Below are 17,041 nucleotides of genomic sequence, written 5' to 3'. Positions count from 1 at the left end.
CCATTTTGTATGGTATGGACAGGGTTACCAGGTAACCGTTTTGTTTACCCGTCCGTAGGTCATGGCCCCGTCCAGCGAGCTAATCAGCTGCTTAATCTGCTCGTCGAGGTATTTCGCCCGGTCCTCCACGTAGTAATTCTGCCGCAAAGTGTACAGGTGCTCAATGGGATGAGTAGTTGGACCGTGCACTACCTGTCCGCCGATATTCATCGTGCTGGACGTCCACTGAATCTGGTCAATTCGATATTTGTACTTCCCATCTTTTACCTGCACAGTGCAGGTATAGGCGTAGCTGTTGGGGTCCTTGAATGCCCCAATGGGTGGTTGTTGCAACAGGCCGTGTACTACCAGCGTACCGGCCGCGGCATCACGCGTGCGGGTAGTGTCAGAACTGCCGGTTACTACGCTGTTGGCCCACTGCCGAGCCCGGGCGAACAGCTCCGCCTGACTGATGTCAGCTACCGGCATCACATTAGTATACACCACCTTACCCTCGACGAGAGGCAGGCGGTTATAGGCATATACTTTCTCACTTTTCTGCGCCAGGCAGGCGCCACTGCTAGTTAGTAACAGCACGAGGAATACGTAGAATGCTTTCATGGCCGCTAGATACACAAAGGGTTTTGAGTGTGCAGCATTGTTGTTGAGCTTAGGCTCATAAAAAAAGCCCACCGACTTTTCGGTGGGCCACATTGCGGAGTTGCTTTCACTACCGTTGGCTGGCTCGAAACAGTTTCTGTTTCTCGTCTTTCGACAAACTCTCATAGCCGGAGCGCGAAATTTTGTCCAGGATGAGGTCGATTTCGTCTTGCTCTGGTTTCGCCAGTCCGCCTTTTTTGGGTGCAGCCGCGGCGGGAGCGGCCGTTGCGGCCCCGCCCCGCGTCACGCGCAGATTGGGCCGGCCGGTAGCTAACCGCGTCACCCAATCACCGACGGCTTGCACGGGTCGGCCCAGGTCGCGGCCCGCTTGGAGCTGCTTAATGAATAGAAAGCCTAGTAGAGCCCCGCCTAAGTGAGCAATTTCGCCGCCCGGGTTACCCCCATTGATGCCGGCAATACTTAGCAGCACCACCACGGCCGCTATGTACTTAATGCGGACCGGTCCAATCAGAATAATGCTGAATGTATAGTCGGGTAGGAGGGTAGCGGCGGCCAGAATAACGGCCGTTACACTGGCGGAGGCCCCGTACAGAATAGCCGGCGAATCGCGGAAGGCGGGAATCAAATTAAACGCCAGCACATACAAGATGGCCCCGGCACAAGCTCCCAGCACATATAAGCTCACCAAGCGCCGGTCGCCGAGGTATTCGCGCACCAGCGACCCGAACCAGTACAGGTTCAGGAGGTTAAAGAGGATATGCAGAAACTCAAAGTGGATGAAGCTGTAGGTGAGCAGCGTCCAGGGGCGGGTGAGCAAGGTGCCGGGCACTGAGGGTACGGCCAGCCATTCAAGCACCGGCAAGTGCCCGTTGCGGTCCTTGGTAAGGATGAACAGCACCGTCCGCAGTAGAATAAAGCCAATGAACACCAGCACGTTCAGCAGCAGCAGCTGGTTCAGGGCATTGTCCCGCTTACTAAAGGCCGTGCGGATGTCGTTGGCAATACTCATGGGTAGGGCAGATTTGGAACTAGACCGGTGCAGTAACAGCGCGCCGGCGCCGGGCGGTAATTTCTACAATTTTCAGGCAAGCTTCGTGCCCCCTGCTACCACCTGACACTTAGTACAGGCGGGTGCGGTTGCGCTGCCAAATCAGCAACACCACGAGCCCAACCAACATTCCGCCCAAGTGGGCAAAGTGCGCCACATTGTCGCCCGGTACGCGGTGCACCCCAAAGTAGAACTCGTACAGCCCGTACAGCAGTACAAAATACTTGGCTTTGATAGGAATGGGGATAGGGAAAACCATCAGCTCGGTATTGGGAAAGAAGAAGGCAAAGGCCAGCATAATGCCGAAAAGTGCCCCGGAGGCGCCCAGCATCGGGTAACGTAGGTTGTCTTGGTAGCCTTGCTCCATCGACGTCAGTATCCCCTGGATTAACTGCTGATCTTCGGGCGTTTTGTGCAACTGGCTGATAATGGGGTCGTAGGCCTGGGGATTTTCCGTCACGTTGTGCTGCACGTAGTCCTGCAGGTGCAGGTCGGTGGGCTCCTGGCGAAACACCTCCGTATCGTGCTGCATCCGGCGCAGCTCGTAGGTGCGCAAGCCGTTGTAGAGCATGCCCGCCCCCAGCCCGCAAATCAGCCAGTACGTCAGGAAGCGCTTGGCCCCCCACCGCTGCTCCAGCATAGGCCCCAGGGCCATCAGCCCCAGCATGTTGGAGAAGATATGGCCAATGTCGGCGTGCATGAACATGTGGGTCAGAAACTGCCACGGTCCGAACAACCGGTTATCAATGGGATACAAGGCCAGAAAAAGCAGGCGGTTGCTCACTAGGGTACTCAGAAAAAACACCGCCACATTGGCGATAAGCAGGTTGCGGACCGCAGGGGTAAGCTGGAACATGAAGGGCAGGTTGGAACGAAGTAATAAGCGCAGGGCAGAACCCAGGCTCCGACGGCAAAGAAACTACGTAAGTGGCGCCAACACGGCTATACCAGCTCACCGCGCTTTTCAGCTACCGGCGGAACAGCTCCTGCACCTGGCCCAGCTCTAGCAGTACAATGGTGCGGCGGCCATCGGGGGTGTAGTTGGGCACCTGACAGGCGAAGAGCTTGTCAACCAGGGTAGTCATTTCCAGCTCCGAGAGGCGGGCGCCGGCCGCCGTGGCCGCCACGCGCCGGGCCAGTACCCGGGCCATCTGCTCGCGGCGGTCCAGCTTCATGGGGCCGGCGTGGGTACGGAACTGCTCAATGAGGCCCTCCAGCAGCTCTTTCTCGTCGCGGGCGGGCACATCGGCCGGAATACCCTCCACGGCAATGGTATGCTTGCCGAAATCGGTGAAGCGGAAGCCCAAGGCCCGCAGGGGTTCTTCTACCTCCCGCAGAATGGCGAAGTCCTGGGGCGTGAAGGTGATGGTGCGCGGAAACAGCAGGGTCTGGGAGGCGCTGGTGTCGCGCTCCAGGTTCTGGGCGTACTGCTCAAACAGAATTCGCTCCCGCGCCGCTACCTGGTCAATCAGCATCATGCCTGACTTCACGGGCACCAACAAGTACTGCTGGTGCAGCTGCAGGACCTTGTTGCCCGGCCCCGTGGACGACTCACGCAGGGGCAACTCGGGGGTTGCCGTAACCGGGGCCGCTATAGGTTCTACCAGCGCGGGCGGAGTAGCAAAGGCAGCGGCAGCCGGTAGTTCCGGAGCTGGCGCGGCCGTGGCTTCCGTCGGCAATTCGGGCGCCGCCGGGCGAGGCCCTACGGCCGCGGCGGAGGGTACGGGCACTCCCGCCGCCGTGGCCTCGTGCTCCACGTCGGGCACACTAATTTGGCTTAAGCTCTTGTAGAAATCTTCTAGCTCCCGCTTGGCTTGCTCGGTAGGCCGGGGCGGTAGCTGCCGCTCGTAGGCATCGGAGCGGGGCGTTTTTTCCTTGGAGGTAGCCGGGCTGCCCGCCGCCCGAGCCGCCGCCGAAGCCAGGGCATCGGGCTTGAAATCGTCGGCGAAGGGGTTGCGCTCCTGGCCCGAAAGGCGCAGGGGCTGAATAGGGGCAAAATTCACGTCGCCATCAAAATCCAGGGAAGGAGCCATGTTATGCAAGCCTAGGCTTTGCTTTACAGCGGCTCGCACAATGGCGTACACGGTCTTCTCGTCCTCGAACTTGATTTCCGTTTTGGTGGGGTGCACGTTAATGTCAATGGCCTTGGGGTCGAGCTCCAGGAACAGCACGTAGAACGGATGCGTGTCCTTGGGCAACAGGCCCTCATAGGCTGCCAGTACGGCGTGATTCAGGTAGGCCGAGCGGATGAAGCGGTTATTAACGAAGAAAAACTGGTCGCCCCGGCTTTTTTTGGCTGACTCCGGTTTGCCGATAAAGCCCTTCACGCTGATAAACGGCGTTACTTCCTCTACCTGCGCCAGCTGTTCCTTGTAACCATTGCCCAGCAAACTCACAATGCGCTGACTGAGCTTGCCGGCCGGTAGGTTGAACACTTCCAGGTCGTTCTGAAACAGTGAGAAGCTGATCTGCGGATTGGCCAGGGCTACGTGCTGAAACTCGTCGAGAATGTGGCGCATTTCCACCGCATTGCTCTTGAGGAAGTTGCGACGGGCTGGCACGTTAAAAAACAGATTCTTAACGCTGATGCTGGTGCCGTCGGGGCAGGCTACGGGCTGCTGGCTGCTCACCTGCGAGCCTTCCACCAGCAGCAAGGAACCGGTATCCTGGTCGCGCTGCTTGGTCCGGATTTCTACCTGGGCCACGGCGGCAATAGAAGCCAGGGCCTCGCCCCGGAAACCCAGGGTGCGGATGCGGAACAGGTCGTCGGTAGTGCGAATTTTACTGGTGGCATGGCGCTCCAGGCTCATGCGCGCGTCCGTCGGGCTCATGCCCGAGCCGTTATCGACTACCTGCACCAGCTGCTTGCCCGCTTCCTTCACGATGAGCTGCACCTGGGTAGCGCCAGCATCCACGGCGTTTTCGAGCAGTTCTTTCACCGCCGAAGCGGGCCGCTGTACTACCTCGCCGGCGGCAATCTGGTTGGCTAAATACTCGGGTAGCAGCTGAATAATATCGGCCATATACTATCAAAATCAAGGCAAAATCAACGAAAAAACCGGTCCCGCTTCCGGGCCCTCCCGCGGTGCTATCGGCCTGATAACAACCAGCGTCGGGAAATTATCCGTAAGTTTGCGGCCAACTTTTGTGTGTGCAGCGTGAGACGTATTACCCGTCTTGTGCGTTGGAAGGTGAGGAAGGCAACAAGGCAAAGGCCAGCATGAGCGGCCCGTAGCGTGGCCTACCTCAGTAGCCGGCACCGTTTTTGGAACCGCAAAAGTAGGGCTTTTCACCTCGCCTTCCTCTTACCTATCACCCCTCAGCACGAACGACCGGAGCCGATGCTCAAAGACTTTCGGATTGGAATATTCCTGCTAGTACTGGCCATTACGGGTCTGCTTATTTCCTCAGCGACCCCGCGCGAGGAAGGCGCGCGGCCCATGTCCGTGGCCGAGCAAAATTGGGTCGACAGCGTATTCAATTCGCTTACTCCGGATCAGCGCCTCGGGCAGCTATTTATGGTGGCGGCCTACTCCAACAAGGACCGCAAGCACACGCAGTACACGGAGTTCCTGATCAAGAACTATAACATTGGGGGGCTGATGTTCCTGCAGGGCGGCCCGCGGCGGCAGGCCAACCTCACCAACCGGTACCAAGCCGCCGCCAAAGTGCCGCTGCTGGTGGCCATGGACGCCGAGTGGGGCCTGGATATGCGTCTGGATTCCTCCATGCACTTTGCCAAAGGTATGACCCTGGGCGCCATGGACGACGACCAGTACGTGTACCAGATGGGCCGCGAAATTGCCCTGAAGATGAAGACGTTGGGCGTGCACGTGAGCTTTTCGCCCGTCATCGACGTTAACTCCAACCCCGATAACCCGGTGATTGGCAACCGCTCCTTCGGCGAAAACAAGGAGCAGGTAGCCAAGCGCGGCGTGAGCTACATCCGGGGCCTGCAGGACCACGGGGTGCTGGCTGTGGTGAAGCATTTTCCCGGCCACGGCGACACCGACGTGGACTCGCACGTGGCCCTGCCCGTTATCAACTCCGACCTGGCCCGGCTGATGAACGTGGATCTGTACCCGTTCCAGAAGGCCATTGACCAGGGCGTGATGGGCGTGATGGTGGGGCACTTGTACATGCCGCTGTTCGATACAGTGCGTACCCTGTCGGCTACCATTTCCAAGAACCTGGTAACGGGGCTGCTCAAGGAGAAGATGAACTACCGGGGCCTCGTGTTCACGGATGCCTTGAACATGAAGAGCGTGTCGAGCCTGTATAAGCCCGGCGAGCTGGATGCCTTGGCGTTGGCCGCCGGCAACGACGTGCTCTTGTTTCCGGAGGACGTGCCCATGGCCGTGCAGAAAATCAAGGAAACGATTGAGGCCGGTAAAATTGACCAGGCCGACATTGACCTGCGGGTGCGCAAAATGCTCCGGGCCAAATACTGGGCGGGCCTGAACCGCTACCAGCCCATCGACGTGCCCAATCTGATGACCAACCTGAACCGGCCTTTAAGCCGCATGGTGCAGCAGCAGATTTACGAGCACGCCACCACGGTAGTGAAAAACGAGGACGACCTGCTCCCCTTCCACCGCTTGGACACCTTGCGCATTGCCTCGGTAACCATTGGCTCAGATGCGGCTACCTACAAGGAAATTATGGGCAAGTACCAGAACGGCCCGGTGTACGCCGTGCCCAACCGGTACGCCGTCGACTCGACCTTCGCCCGTATTGCCGGCAGCCTGACGCCCTACAACGTGGTAGTGGTCAGCCTACACAACATGAACAACACGCCCACCCACAACTACGGTATTGGGGAGGGCGCCCTGAAGTTCCTGAAGGAGCTGCAGGCCAATAAGCGCATCAAGACGGTAGTGGTAGCCTTTGGCAACGCCTACGCCCTGAAGTTTTTAGAAGGCAGCCGCAACTTAGTGTGCGGCTACGAGGACAATTACGCTTCCCAGCTGGTGGTCCCGCAGGTGCTATTTGGGGCGCTGCCAGCCAAAGGCCGCCTGCCCGTCACGGTGTCTGAGAACCTAAAAGCTGGTATGGGCCTGCCTACCCCCGACTTCCGCCGCCTGCGCTACGGCACGCCCGAGGAAGCTGGCCTCGACTCCCGCATCCTGTCCCAGATTGACAATGTGGCCCTAGAAGCGGTAGCCTACGCCGCCGCGCCCGGCTGCCAAGTGCTGGTGGCCAAAGATGGCATGGTGGTGTTCGACAAAAGCTACGGCTACTGCACCTACGACAAGTCGCAGCCCGTCAATAGCAGCACGCTCTACGATTTGGCTTCCGTAACGAAGGTAGCAGGCACCCTGCAAGCCATCATGTACCTCAAGGATCAGGGCAAACTTAACCTCGACGAAAAGGTAGCCGGTTACCTGCCCGAGCTGAAAAGCACCAACAAGAGGGACATGACGGTGCGGGAGGTACTCATGCACCAGGCTGGTCTCAAGCCGGGCATTCCTACCTGGGAACGGACCATCACCAAATCCGGGCCCAAGCCTACGTTCTACGCCAGCATTGAGTCGCCGCAGTTTTCGCAGGAAGTAACCCCGCAGCTCTACAGCATCTCTACTTCCGAGGATTCCGTGTGGGCGTGGGTACAGCGTTCCTCCCTCCTACCCAAGGTCAAGGGCAAGTACCCAGTGGAGTATTCTGACCTAAGCTTCATCATTCTGAAGCGGGTAGCGGAGAAAGTGCTCCAGCAGCCCATTGAGCAGTTCTTGCAGAAGAATTTTTACCAGCCCCTGGGCCTGGGCACCATGACCTACAATCCGCTGGCGAAATTTCCGAAGTCGTGCATCGCGCCCACGGAAAACGACACCTACTTCCGGCGCACCCTGCTGCAAGGCACCGTGCACGACCAGACGGCTGCCATGATTGGGGGCGTAGGCGGGCACGCTGGGCTGTTTTCCAACGCCAACGACCTGGCTATTCTCATGCAGATGAATCTGCAGAATGGCCGCTACGGCGGGCAGCGCTACTTCCAGACGCCTATTGTCACGGAGTTTGCCCACAGCACGGAGGCCGGCAACCGCCGTGGTTTGGGGTGGGACAAGGGCGACCCAAGCAAGCCTGAAGGCCCCACCAGCAACCTCTCGCCGGCCAGCACGTTTGGGCACACTGGCTTCACGGGTACCTGTGTGTGGATGGACCCCGAAAACAAAATCCTCTACATCTTTCTTTCTAACCGCGTGTACCCCGACGCTGGCAACAACAAGCTGCGGCAGTACAACATCCGAACCCGTATTCACGACGTGATTTACAAGTCGTTACAGAAAACATGATCTGTTGTCCGGCTTTTCTGCTCTCTTGAACCGCCCTGGCGGCAAGGCATCCGAACGGGGTGACTTGCCGCCGGTTTTTTTATAGCTGGTCCCAAAAACCGGTGGTTCGTAACCAAAATTTAACGCGGAGCTTCGCGGCGCCCGCAACGGTTCTGCTCAGGTAGTGTCCGTTGCATATCCCTTTGCTTCCCCATTGTTCTCCCCTCCTATCCGTACCGTAATTGGTACGGCCTCAGCTGAAGCCACCCATGAACATCGGCATTGTTTGTTACCCTACTTTCGGCGGCTCGGGCGTCGTGGCAACTGAACTAGGCAAGGCGCTGGCTCTGAAGGGCCACCGGGTCCACTTTATCACGTACAGCCAGCCAGTTCGCCTCGACTTCTTCAACGAGAACCTGTTCTACCACGAAGTTTACATTCCGCCCTACCCCCTGTTCCAGTTTCCACCGTATGAGCTAGCCCTGGCTAGCAAGATGGTGGACATTGTGCAGAATGAGAAGCTGGATGTGCTGCACGTGCATTACGCCATTCCGCATGCCTCGGCGGCCTACATGGCCAAGCAGATTCTCATCACGAAGGGTATTCGGGTGCCGGTTATTACTACCCTGCACGGCACCGATATAACCTTGGTGGGCAAGGATGCCAGCTACGAGCCAGTGGTAACGTTTAGCATCAACCAGTCGGATGGTGTGACAGCCGTTTCGGCCGATCTGCGGCGGGAAACCTACGAGTACTTCGCCATCGAGAAGGACATCGAGGTTATTCCGAACTTCATTAACCTGGACCGTTTTCAGAAGCAGAACAAAGGCCACTTCAAGGCCGCTATTGCCCCGGATGGCGAAAAGCTGCTCGTACATACCAGTAACTTCCGCTCCGTAAAACGGGTGGAAGACGTGGTGCACATCTTCGATGGCGTGCGCAAGCAGATTCCGGCCAAGCTCCTGCTGGTAGGCGACGGGCCGGACCGTCCCCGCATCGAGAAAATCTGCCGCGACCTGGGCCTACTTAGCAACGACGTGCGTTTCCTGGGCAAGCTGGAAGCCGTGGAGGAAGTCCTGAGCGTGGCCGATCTGTTCCTGATGCCGTCCGAGAAGGAAAGTTTTGGCCTGGCCGCCCTGGAAGCTATGTCGTGTGAGGTACCGGTTATCAGCACCAACGCCGGCGGTATTCCTGAGCTGAACGAACACGGCATCACGGGTATGGTCAGCAACATCGGCGACGTGGAGGACATGGTCAAAAATGCCCTCTACGTGCTCAGCGACGAAAACCTACCCCGCTTCAAAGCCGCCGCCCGCGCCCACGCCGAAACCTTCGCCGTAGAAAAGATTGTGCCTCTCTACGAAGCCTGCTACCAGCGCGCCATTGATGCTACCTTGGTAGCCACGGTGTAGCTGTAAGTTCTATCTACCGCAAATGAAAAAGCCCTGGCAAGTGCCAGGGCTTTTTCATTTGAACAGCTGTAGAGACGCGACACTTCGCGTCTCGTCGTTGAACGATCTGTAAGGCGCGGTTATAACAACCTCAGCAACGATTGAGACGCGAGGTGTCGCGTCTCTACAGCTGTTCTGCCGAAGCAGATGCTTGTGAGAGTACTCAAGAGCGGTCCTACAAAAACAACTCCCCTACCTCCTGCCAGTTGTGCACCCGGCGGTGGCGGGTTTCGTGGGCGTTGTGGGGGGCATCGAACAGGATGCCTTCGCCGCGGAAGTTGTCGAAATTAAAGGCGTTGTCGTCGATGAGGTAGTCGGCGTTGAGGATGCTTTTGTCGCCGCAGAACACCACGTTGCGCCAGGGAACAAAGGGGAAGTGCCGCCGAAGCCACTCGTACTTGTCGAGGAAGAAATTCGGGAATTCCATGGCGGCCGAGGCAATGAACAGCTCGTAGCGCTGGTTGATTTCGCGCAGTACGCGCTGGCTGTCAGCAATTACGGTCAGGTCTTTGAAGAAGCCCGGACGATTGGGTTACTCCCGCAGTGCCGCTTGGTGCTCGGGCGCTACTGCCTCGTGAAAGTTTTTACCACGCAGTTGGTCCAGCGTCATCGTCAGCTGAAAACCAACTCCATACCATTCCCGAAAGCGGGCAATGGAATCGGCAATAACCTCATCCATGTCCACGGCAATGCGCTTTTTCGTCATGTGCTAGTTGTCAAAGTCAGTTGGTCTCTTCTGCAGAAGCTTCTGCAGCCGCGCCTCCTGTTGGTGAGCAAATACCGGGTCGATCTGCTTTAGCAACTCGACTTGTTTTGCAAACAGCAAGATTCGGCAATCCTGCCGTTCAATCCGGTTCTCTAGTTCGTACTGACCCGCCATTGAGAAGGTCACTCCCTTGAATATCCACAGCAATAGCTCCCGCAAGTCAAGCGTAATGGCGTGCTGTAGCTCTTGCCCACGCTCCACTATTATGAAATGATAGCCAGCCGCATCAACTCGAACTTCGGGGCGGGCAAAATCCTCGTTGTAACCAAAGGTAGGCAACAAGTAAGGAGGCGCCAGAATCAGCTCCCCCAGGCTGCGAACAAGTGCCTCCACGGCGCGTAGTGTCAGCACCTTTCGGTCTGCTTAAAACATAGCCACCGCCTCGCGCTTTACGGCCAGCAAGGCCGCGGCGGTGGGGTCGAACTGATTGGTCATGAGGCCTTCCAGAATATGACGCGCTAGCTCTGGGCCGCGCGCTTCCTGGTGATTGGGCAACGCCTGATAGTGGGTGCTGATCAAATTTACGACGGTTTCCTGAGCCTGCTTCACGGCGGCCCAGGTTTCGGGCTGCATGTAGAGCTGCTGGCTCAGGTTGTGCTCTACCTCGGCCCGCACTTCCTGCAGGAGCAGACGGTGATAGTCGGCGGCGGAGAGGCCGGCGCTGCTCACACGCACCAGCAGGTTGTTGGGCGTAATGCGCTCCAGCAGCATGGTAACGCGCTCCAGAGCCTGCAGCCGCAGGGGTAAGGTAGTTTTGCTGGATTCCAGACGCATTTCAATTAGGCGGCGCTGCTGCTCTTTCTCCAGGAATTGCTGAAAGAGAAAATAAATGGCACCAGCTACAATCAGAGCGGGCAGAATAATTTTGAGCAGGTCGAAAAAATATGCGGATGAATCCATGAAGAGCAGATTAAGCGGCAAAAAGGTTGGCAGAAAGAGCCAGCCGGATGGCAGGCATACCAAGGCACAAATGGATACGCAACTACGTGGCCTTGCGCTACCCTGGCTGGCAAATATAGGTCGTGAACCGCGGGGGCCCAGCCGTTGTTATACTGCCAAACGACGCTACGGCTCGGTGTAGTACGGCAGTTGCCCCGCGGGCAGCATGCTACTACTACCGCTGACTTCGTATCTTTGTCGCCTTACTTTCCTAACGACGAACACACTATGGCAACGGCCGTCTCCACGAAACTTGCTCCCATCAGCCTCACTCCGCGTGCACTGGAAGAGGTTCGGAATATTCTGATTGAGAAAAACGTGCCCGCCGAGTACGGCCTGCGCGTCGGGGTTCAGGGCGGAGGCTGCTCCGGCATGAGCTACCTGCTCGGCTTCGACAAAGCCAAGGACCAGGACGAAACCTTCGACCTGGACGGCGTTCTGCTCATCATGGATAAAAAGCACGCCATGTATGTGCTGGGCATGGAGGTCGATTTCCAGGATGGCCTCAACGCCCGAGGCTTCGTTTTCAACAACCCTCAGGCTAAGAGCACCTGCGGCTGCGGCTCTTCCTTCTCTTCCTAACCGTGTAGCGTATACGGACTTCTGTTTGCGAAGGCCGCAGTTACCGAAAAACAAAAGCCCTGACTTAATGGTCGGGGCTTTTTGTTTTTCGGGGGTTGCTGGTAGTGCCTTAGGCGCGGGCGGGGCTCAGTAGCTCCATCACGGCGGCCGGATTCTCCACCTCGATAATTAGCTCGTTGTACTCATCGTGTTCCAGCTCGATGATGAGGGCATTTTCAGCGTGGTGCACATCCCAGAAGATGCGTTTGCCATCCTGCAGGAAAGTACCCGCCGCAATAAGGCCGGGAACGTGGGTGCCGGGCATCCGAAACCCCTTCCACCATCCTTTCAGAATCTCGGGGTCTTGCCGGATATTCTTGATGTGGCTGAGCGGAATTTGCAGCTGACTTTTGAAAGCCCACAGCTTGTGCAAGCCCTTGACATTGAACAAAACGGTGTTGCCCTCTTTCGTTACTTCAACCATGATACTTTTTTGTATTACTAGGATGGAAGATATTGGCGGTAAGTTAGCATTTCGGCCGAACCAGACGCGGAGCCAATAGCCCGTAAGCGGCCACCACTCCCGCCCGACATGACGAGCTTCCACCCTACCCCTTTCCCATGCGTTACCGTGTTCTTCTAGGCTTACTGCTGCCGGCTGCCGGCGCCCAGGCGCAGGCGTTTACTCCCGCTGAAATTGCCCGTTGGCAGCAGCAGGCCAAGCAGGTGACCATCACCCGCGACACCTGGAGCGTGCCGCACGTACAGGGCAAAACCGACGCCGACGCCGTATTCGGGCTGCTGTATGCTCAGTGCGAGGACGACTTTCCGCGGGTAGAAACCAACTACCTCGATGCCATTGGGCGGCTGGCCGAAGTGGAGGGCGAATCGGCTATTTACCACGACTTGCGGGCCCGCCTGTTCATGGACAGCACCCAGGCCATCAGTCTCTACAAAAAGAGCCCGGCTTGGATGAAGCAGTTGCTCAACGCCTTTGCCGACGGCACTAACTACTACCTCTACTCGCACCCAGCTGTTAAGCCCCGGCTACTGCGCCGCTTCCAGCCCTGGATGCCACTGATGTTCAGTGAGGGCAGCATTGGGGGCAACATCAGCGTGGTACCCCTGGAGCGCCTCAAGAATTTTTACGCCAACCGCAAGTCTACCTCTTGGCAGCGGCCCGACTTTGAAAAGGCAGAGCGGGAGCCGGTGGGCTCCAATGGCTTTGCGGTGGCGCCAGCTAAAAGCGCCAGCGGCCACGCCCTGCTGCTGATTAATCCGCACACGTCGTTCTACTTCCGCCCCGAGGTGCAGGTAACCAGCCAAGCTGGCCTGAACGCCTATGGTGCCGTGACTTGGGGTCAGTTTTTTGTGTACCAGGGCTTTAACGAACACTGTGGCTGGATGCACACCTCCAGCCAGGCTGATTCCATGGATGAATACCTGGAAACCATTGAGCTGAAGGACGGCAAGCCCCACTACCGCTACGGCGCCAAGCTGCGGCCCGTGCAAGTAGCTACCATTTCCATTCCCTACCTGCATGAGGGCAAGATTCAGCGCAAGCAGTTTACTACCTACCGCACCCACCACGGCCCCGTAGTGGGCCAGCAGGCGGAAAATAAGTGGGTGACGGTGCGCATGATGGACACCCCGCTGCAGGCGCTGGAGCAGTCGTTCCTGCGCACAAAGGCCACCGACTACGCCAGCTTCCAGAAGACACTTAAGCTCAACGGCAACGCCTCCAACAATACCGTATTTGCCGACAGCAAGGGCACCATTGCCTACTGGCACGGCAACTTCATGCCCAAGCGCAACTCGCAGTTCGACTGGAGTCAGCCGGTGGACGGTAGCAACCCCAAAACCGAGTGGCAAGGCCTGCACAAGGCCGCCGAGCTGGTGCAGGTGATGAACCCGGCCAGCGGCTGGATTCAGAACTGCAACTCCACGCCTTTCACCGTTTCGGGCCCGAGCAGTCCGGCCAAGGAAAAGTATCCGGCCTACATGGCTCCTGATGCGGAAAACTACCGTGGCATTAACGCCGTGCGCGTGCTCAGCCGCAAATCAGTTTTCACGTTGGACACGCTGATTGCCGCCGCCAAGGATCCGTATCTGGCCGGTTTTGAGGAGTTGATTCCGGCGCTAGCCAAGGACTTTCAATTCGTGGTGGACAGCCCAAACCCGCCGGAGGGCGAGGTAGTGGAAGCTATGAAGGTGCTGCAAGCCTGGGACAAGCGCTACGCGAAAGCCTCCGTTGGGCAGACGCTGGCCACGTACTGGGGCGAGAAAATACTGCGCTTGGCCCGCCCCCGGGTGCCCGCTAACCAGACGCTGGACTACATCAGCCTGACCAAATTCGCCATTGCCAACACCACTCCACAGGAAAAGGTAGCGGCCCTAGAAGAAACCATTGAGGAGCTAACCCGCGACTTTGGCACCTGGCAGAAGCCTTGGGGCGAGGTGAACCGTTTCCAGCGCCTCACCGGCAACATTCAGGAAACCTACGATGACCAGAAGCCCAGCCTGCCCGTCGCCTTTACCTCTTCGGCTTGGGGCTCCCTGGCCGCCTTCGGCTCCCGCGCCTACCCCGGCACCAAAAAGCGCTACGGCAGCGTCGGGAACAGCTTTATTGCGGTAGTCGAGTTTGGCCCCCGGGTTAAAGCCCGGTCCGTACTGGCCGGCGGTAATAGCAACCAGCCCGCCTCTGCTCACTTCACTGACCAAGCCGGCTTGTATGTCGAAGAAAACTTCAAAGACGTATTCTTTTACCCCGAGGACATCAAACAACACACCGAGCGCACGTACTCGCCAGGGCAGTAACCCTCTCTACTACAGCAAAAAGCCCCAGCTACGTAGCTGGGGCCTTTTGCTGTAGTAGAGAGGGTTTTCTACTTGAAGTATCTGGCATACTGGGCGGGCATGGCATCCAGTGGCTTGATCATAATGTCCTTATAAAACACCTCGGCGGCCTCGCTTTGCAGCTGAATTTTGCCGTGGGTAAGGGGCTGGCGCTGCCCATTCACGACAGCGGCGGAGTTGTTTAGGGCCAGCACTACGTGGCCGTTCACGATGTGCACACTTTGGCCGTTCACGCTGATAAGCTCCAACTCATTCCACTGTCCGTTCGGCACTTCGTAGTTACCAGATGCCTGGCAAAACCCCGGTCCGCCGCGGCCCATAGTTATGGGAGCGGCGGCAGGGTTGTAGCGTAGGGTATCCTTGGTTGGGTTATAAGCGGCGTTGATTTCGGCGGTGGAGTTGGCAATACACCAGAAGTCGCCCATGGCATTGCCCCGCTGCCCCTCCGATACCTGAAACTCCTGGCTCAGCATCCAACTGCGCCAATAGTCCACGCCGCACTCGCCCTGACTGTTGTAGAGGATGCCGCTGTCCAGGGGCTCATCTAGCCGGGGCACCCACTTTTTCGTGCCCCATTTCACCTTCAGCTTCAGGTCGTAATTGCGAAAATCCTGCTTGGTGAACACGCACCCGTAGATTTCGCCGCTGATGCGCAGTACTGGTTTGCCCTCCTGCATCAGCACCGAGAAAACGTTTGCCTCGTTCTTGTTGTAGCCAATGGGCGGCAGCGGTTGGCCCTGGGCATCAGTGGGCGGCTGCCCTTTGTAGCCGAGCTGATGACGGTAGCTCTGATAAATCTGCCACTTACTCAACTTCTTATCAAGAAGGGGCTCCCAACCCCTAGGAGCAACCGACGATGAGGTAGCCGTGAACAGCAGGGTTGCTCCGCACACAAGGGCAGGTAGTTTTCTCATTGCTTGAACTGGATAGTTGGTTGGGTAGCGGCTCCCAATCTAGTCATTTCAAGCAATGATTTTACGGCGCCCAGCGCCGGCCCTACTTCCCTACGGGCTTGATACTCACCGCCGCCCCGCCCCCCGCAGCTAGCTACAGCTTCACGGTGTACGAGCGGACTTGCTTGCTTGGGATGAAGCTCAGGCCGCCTTCTTGCTACCTTATTTCTTCAAGACCACATACCCGTAAGCGGGCAGCGAAATCTGGGTGCCCAGCGTGAGGGAACCTCCTTGCAGGGCATTGGTCCAGGTAGTGTTGGCTAGTGCGGCAGGCAGCACGTACTGCTTGGCGCTGTTGCGCACATTTACCAGCACTAGGGCCTGCTCAGTACCGGCCGTTTTGGTGAAGGCGCATACGTCCGCCGTGCTGTAGGCCGTGGGCATGCCCCGCCGCAGGGCCGCACTGCCGGCGCGGGCGGCCAGTAGCTGCTTGTAGGCTTTGGTTACATCGGGTTGGCTACCCCAGTTCACTTTCACGAAGGTGAATGGAAAAGGAATGGCCGTGGTCATGCCTACTTCCTGACCATTGTAGATCATAGGCACTCCTTTGTAGCAGGAGGCAATAACGAATGCCGACATGGCTCCGGCTTTGCCGCCGAACAACGCTACGGGGGTGCCATCGGAGCCGTTTACATCGTGGTTAGTGATGTAGCGCACTACCTGCTGGGTACCCATAGCTCCCGCATATTCGCTGGTATTAAGCTCATCGAAGGTAGTGGCGGCAGCGTTCCGGCGATATACATCCCAGAAGCCGCCGTAGAAATTGAAGCCGAAGGTATAATCGAAGCCCGCCGAGAAGTTGGCGTTCCGGTTGCCTTCGGCCAGCAGCAGCAGCTTATGAGACTTCACGTTGCGCAGCGTATCCACGGCTTGCTTCCAGAAGTCAAGAGGCGGCGCATCGGCATAGTCGAAGCGGAAACCATCGACGTTGGCCGTGTATACCCACGATTTCATGGCCGCAATCATGGCTAGGCGCATGGGGGCGCTGGCAAAATTGAGCTGGGCTACGTCGGTATAATTGGTATTGGGCGGGCTCTGGATGACGCCGGTGGCATTGCGCAGGTACCACTCCGGGTGCTGCGTAACCCAGGCATTATCCCAGCTGGTATGATTTGCCACCCAATCCAACAGCACACTCAGGCCCCGACTGTGGGCGGCGTCAACCAGCGTCCGCAGGTCGGTGAGCGTACCAAACTCGGGGCTCACGGCGGTGTAGTCCTTTACGGCGTAAGGCGAGTTCACGCTTCGTACATCCCCAATCGGATAAATGGGCATCAGATACACCACGTTTGCGCCCAATGCCTTAATGGAATCCAGGCGGGCTGTTACGCCCGCGAAGTTGCCGCTTTGACTAAACGCGCGCATGTTCACCTGGTATAGCACGGCATCCTCGCGGTTAGGCACGCCCGTAAAAGGAGTCCCGTATTGTGGGGGCGTAGTGGCTACGGGCGGGGTAACGGGCACTGGCGCATCCGGCGTATCGGATTTGCAGCTAGTCAGCAGGCCAGTAGTAAGGAATACAGCCAGGCTGCGTTTGAAAGCTGTTTTCAAAAAAGACATTACGTGATAATTACACTAGGTACAAAGGGGTAGCA

General features: G+C 57.8%; 14 protein-coding genes and 1 pseudogene. 4 read left to right on the top strand and 11 right to left on the bottom strand.

Going from position 1 to position 17,041, the window contains the following annotated elements; genetic code table 11:
- Positions 1–24 precede the first annotated feature (24 nt).
- From MWH26_RS02970 to mutL, 4 genes are all read right to left on the bottom strand, one after another.
- On the bottom strand, positions 25–600 hold the full coding sequence (locus MWH26_RS02970; protein WP_247975987.1) for a DUF4468 domain-containing protein: 576 nt from the start codon (positions 598–600) through the stop codon (positions 25–27).
- A 109-nt stretch (positions 601–709) separates the two neighbouring features.
- On the bottom strand, positions 710–1,609 hold the full coding sequence (locus MWH26_RS02965) for a rhomboid family intramembrane serine protease (protein WP_247975986.1): 900 nt from the start codon (positions 1,607–1,609) through the stop codon (positions 710–712).
- 109 nt (positions 1,610–1,718) lie between these two features.
- Positions 1,719–2,504 carry a rhomboid family intramembrane serine protease gene (locus MWH26_RS02960; protein ID WP_247975985.1) on the bottom strand — a complete coding sequence of 262 codons (786 nt, stop codon included), beginning with the start codon at positions 2,502–2,504 and terminating at the stop codon, positions 1,719–1,721.
- A gap of 112 nt (positions 2,505–2,616) precedes the next feature.
- The gene (mutL, locus tag MWH26_RS02955; RefSeq protein WP_247975984.1) at positions 2,617–4,671 is read right to left on the bottom strand and encodes a DNA mismatch repair endonuclease MutL; all 2,055 of its coding nucleotides are present in this window, start codon (positions 4,669–4,671) and stop codon (positions 2,617–2,619) included.
- A gap of 318 nt (positions 4,672–4,989) precedes the next feature.
- Between mutL and MWH26_RS02950 the strand changes: the two genes are divergently transcribed.
- Positions 4,990–7,941 (top strand): serine hydrolase domain-containing protein, encoded by a 2,952-nt coding sequence (locus MWH26_RS02950; RefSeq protein ID WP_247975983.1) that lies wholly within the window; start codon positions 4,990–4,992, stop codon positions 7,939–7,941.
- 248 nt (positions 7,942–8,189) lie between these two features.
- Entirely contained in the window at positions 8,190–9,332 is a 1,143-nt protein-coding gene (gene bshA / locus MWH26_RS02945) for an N-acetyl-alpha-D-glucosaminyl L-malate synthase BshA (protein WP_247975982.1), read from the top strand.
- A gap of 214 nt (positions 9,333–9,546) precedes the next feature.
- Here bshA and MWH26_RS02940 read toward each other — a convergent pair.
- The 4 genes and pseudogenes from MWH26_RS02940 to MWH26_RS02925 all read right to left on the bottom strand — a co-directional run.
- A pseudogene (locus MWH26_RS02940) lies at positions 9,547–9,888 on the bottom strand (5' nucleotidase, NT5C type); the annotation flags it as partial.
- Between the two features lie 15 nt (positions 9,889–9,903).
- Positions 9,904–10,077 carry an HAD family hydrolase gene (locus tag MWH26_RS02935; RefSeq protein ID WP_247975981.1) on the bottom strand — a complete coding sequence of 58 codons (174 nt, stop codon included), beginning with the start codon at positions 10,075–10,077 and terminating at the stop codon, positions 9,904–9,906.
- Positions 10,078–10,080: 3 nt separating this feature from the next.
- Positions 10,081–10,470, bottom strand: a complete 390-nt coding sequence (locus MWH26_RS02930) for an Imm63 family immunity protein (RefSeq protein WP_247975980.1) — start codon at positions 10,468–10,470, stop codon at positions 10,081–10,083.
- A 30-nt stretch (positions 10,471–10,500) separates the two neighbouring features.
- Entirely contained in the window at positions 10,501–11,037 is a 537-nt protein-coding gene (locus MWH26_RS02925) for a DUF7935 family protein (RefSeq protein WP_244695153.1), read from the bottom strand.
- Between the two features lie 267 nt (positions 11,038–11,304).
- Here MWH26_RS02925 and MWH26_RS02920 point away from each other — a divergent pair, with 267 nt between their 5' ends.
- A complete protein-coding gene (locus tag MWH26_RS02920) occupies positions 11,305–11,658 on the top strand; it encodes a HesB/IscA family protein (protein WP_244695152.1) in 354 nt (117 codons plus the stop codon).
- A 109-nt stretch (positions 11,659–11,767) separates the two neighbouring features.
- On the opposite strand, the gene MWH26_RS02915 is transcribed toward MWH26_RS02920, so the two are convergent.
- Positions 11,768–12,121, bottom strand: coding sequence for a hypothetical protein (locus MWH26_RS02915; protein WP_244695151.1), 354 nt, complete (start codon positions 12,119–12,121; stop codon positions 11,768–11,770).
- A 137-nt stretch (positions 12,122–12,258) separates the two neighbouring features.
- On the opposite strand from MWH26_RS02915, the gene MWH26_RS02910 reads away from it, so the two are divergent.
- A complete protein-coding gene (locus MWH26_RS02910) occupies positions 12,259–14,454 on the top strand; it encodes a penicillin acylase family protein (RefSeq protein ID WP_247975979.1) in 2,196 nt (731 codons plus the stop codon).
- A gap of 68 nt (positions 14,455–14,522) precedes the next feature.
- Here the strand turns inward: MWH26_RS02910 and MWH26_RS02905 are convergent, their stop codons facing one another.
- Positions 14,523–15,407 (bottom strand): 3-keto-disaccharide hydrolase, encoded by an 885-nt coding sequence (locus MWH26_RS02905; protein WP_247975978.1) that lies wholly within the window; start codon positions 15,405–15,407, stop codon positions 14,523–14,525.
- A gap of 201 nt (positions 15,408–15,608) precedes the next feature.
- Positions 15,609–17,006 carry an alpha-amylase family glycosyl hydrolase gene (locus MWH26_RS02900; RefSeq protein WP_247975977.1) on the bottom strand — a complete coding sequence of 466 codons (1,398 nt, stop codon included), beginning with the start codon at positions 17,004–17,006 and terminating at the stop codon, positions 15,609–15,611.
- Positions 17,007–17,041: the final 35 nt, after the last annotated feature.

The organism is Hymenobacter sublimis (assembly GCF_023101345.1).
GTDB classification, from domain to species: domain Bacteria; phylum Bacteroidota; class Bacteroidia; order Cytophagales; family Hymenobacteraceae; genus Hymenobacter; species Hymenobacter sublimis.
This window is presented reverse-complemented; position numbering and strand designations above follow the sequence as displayed.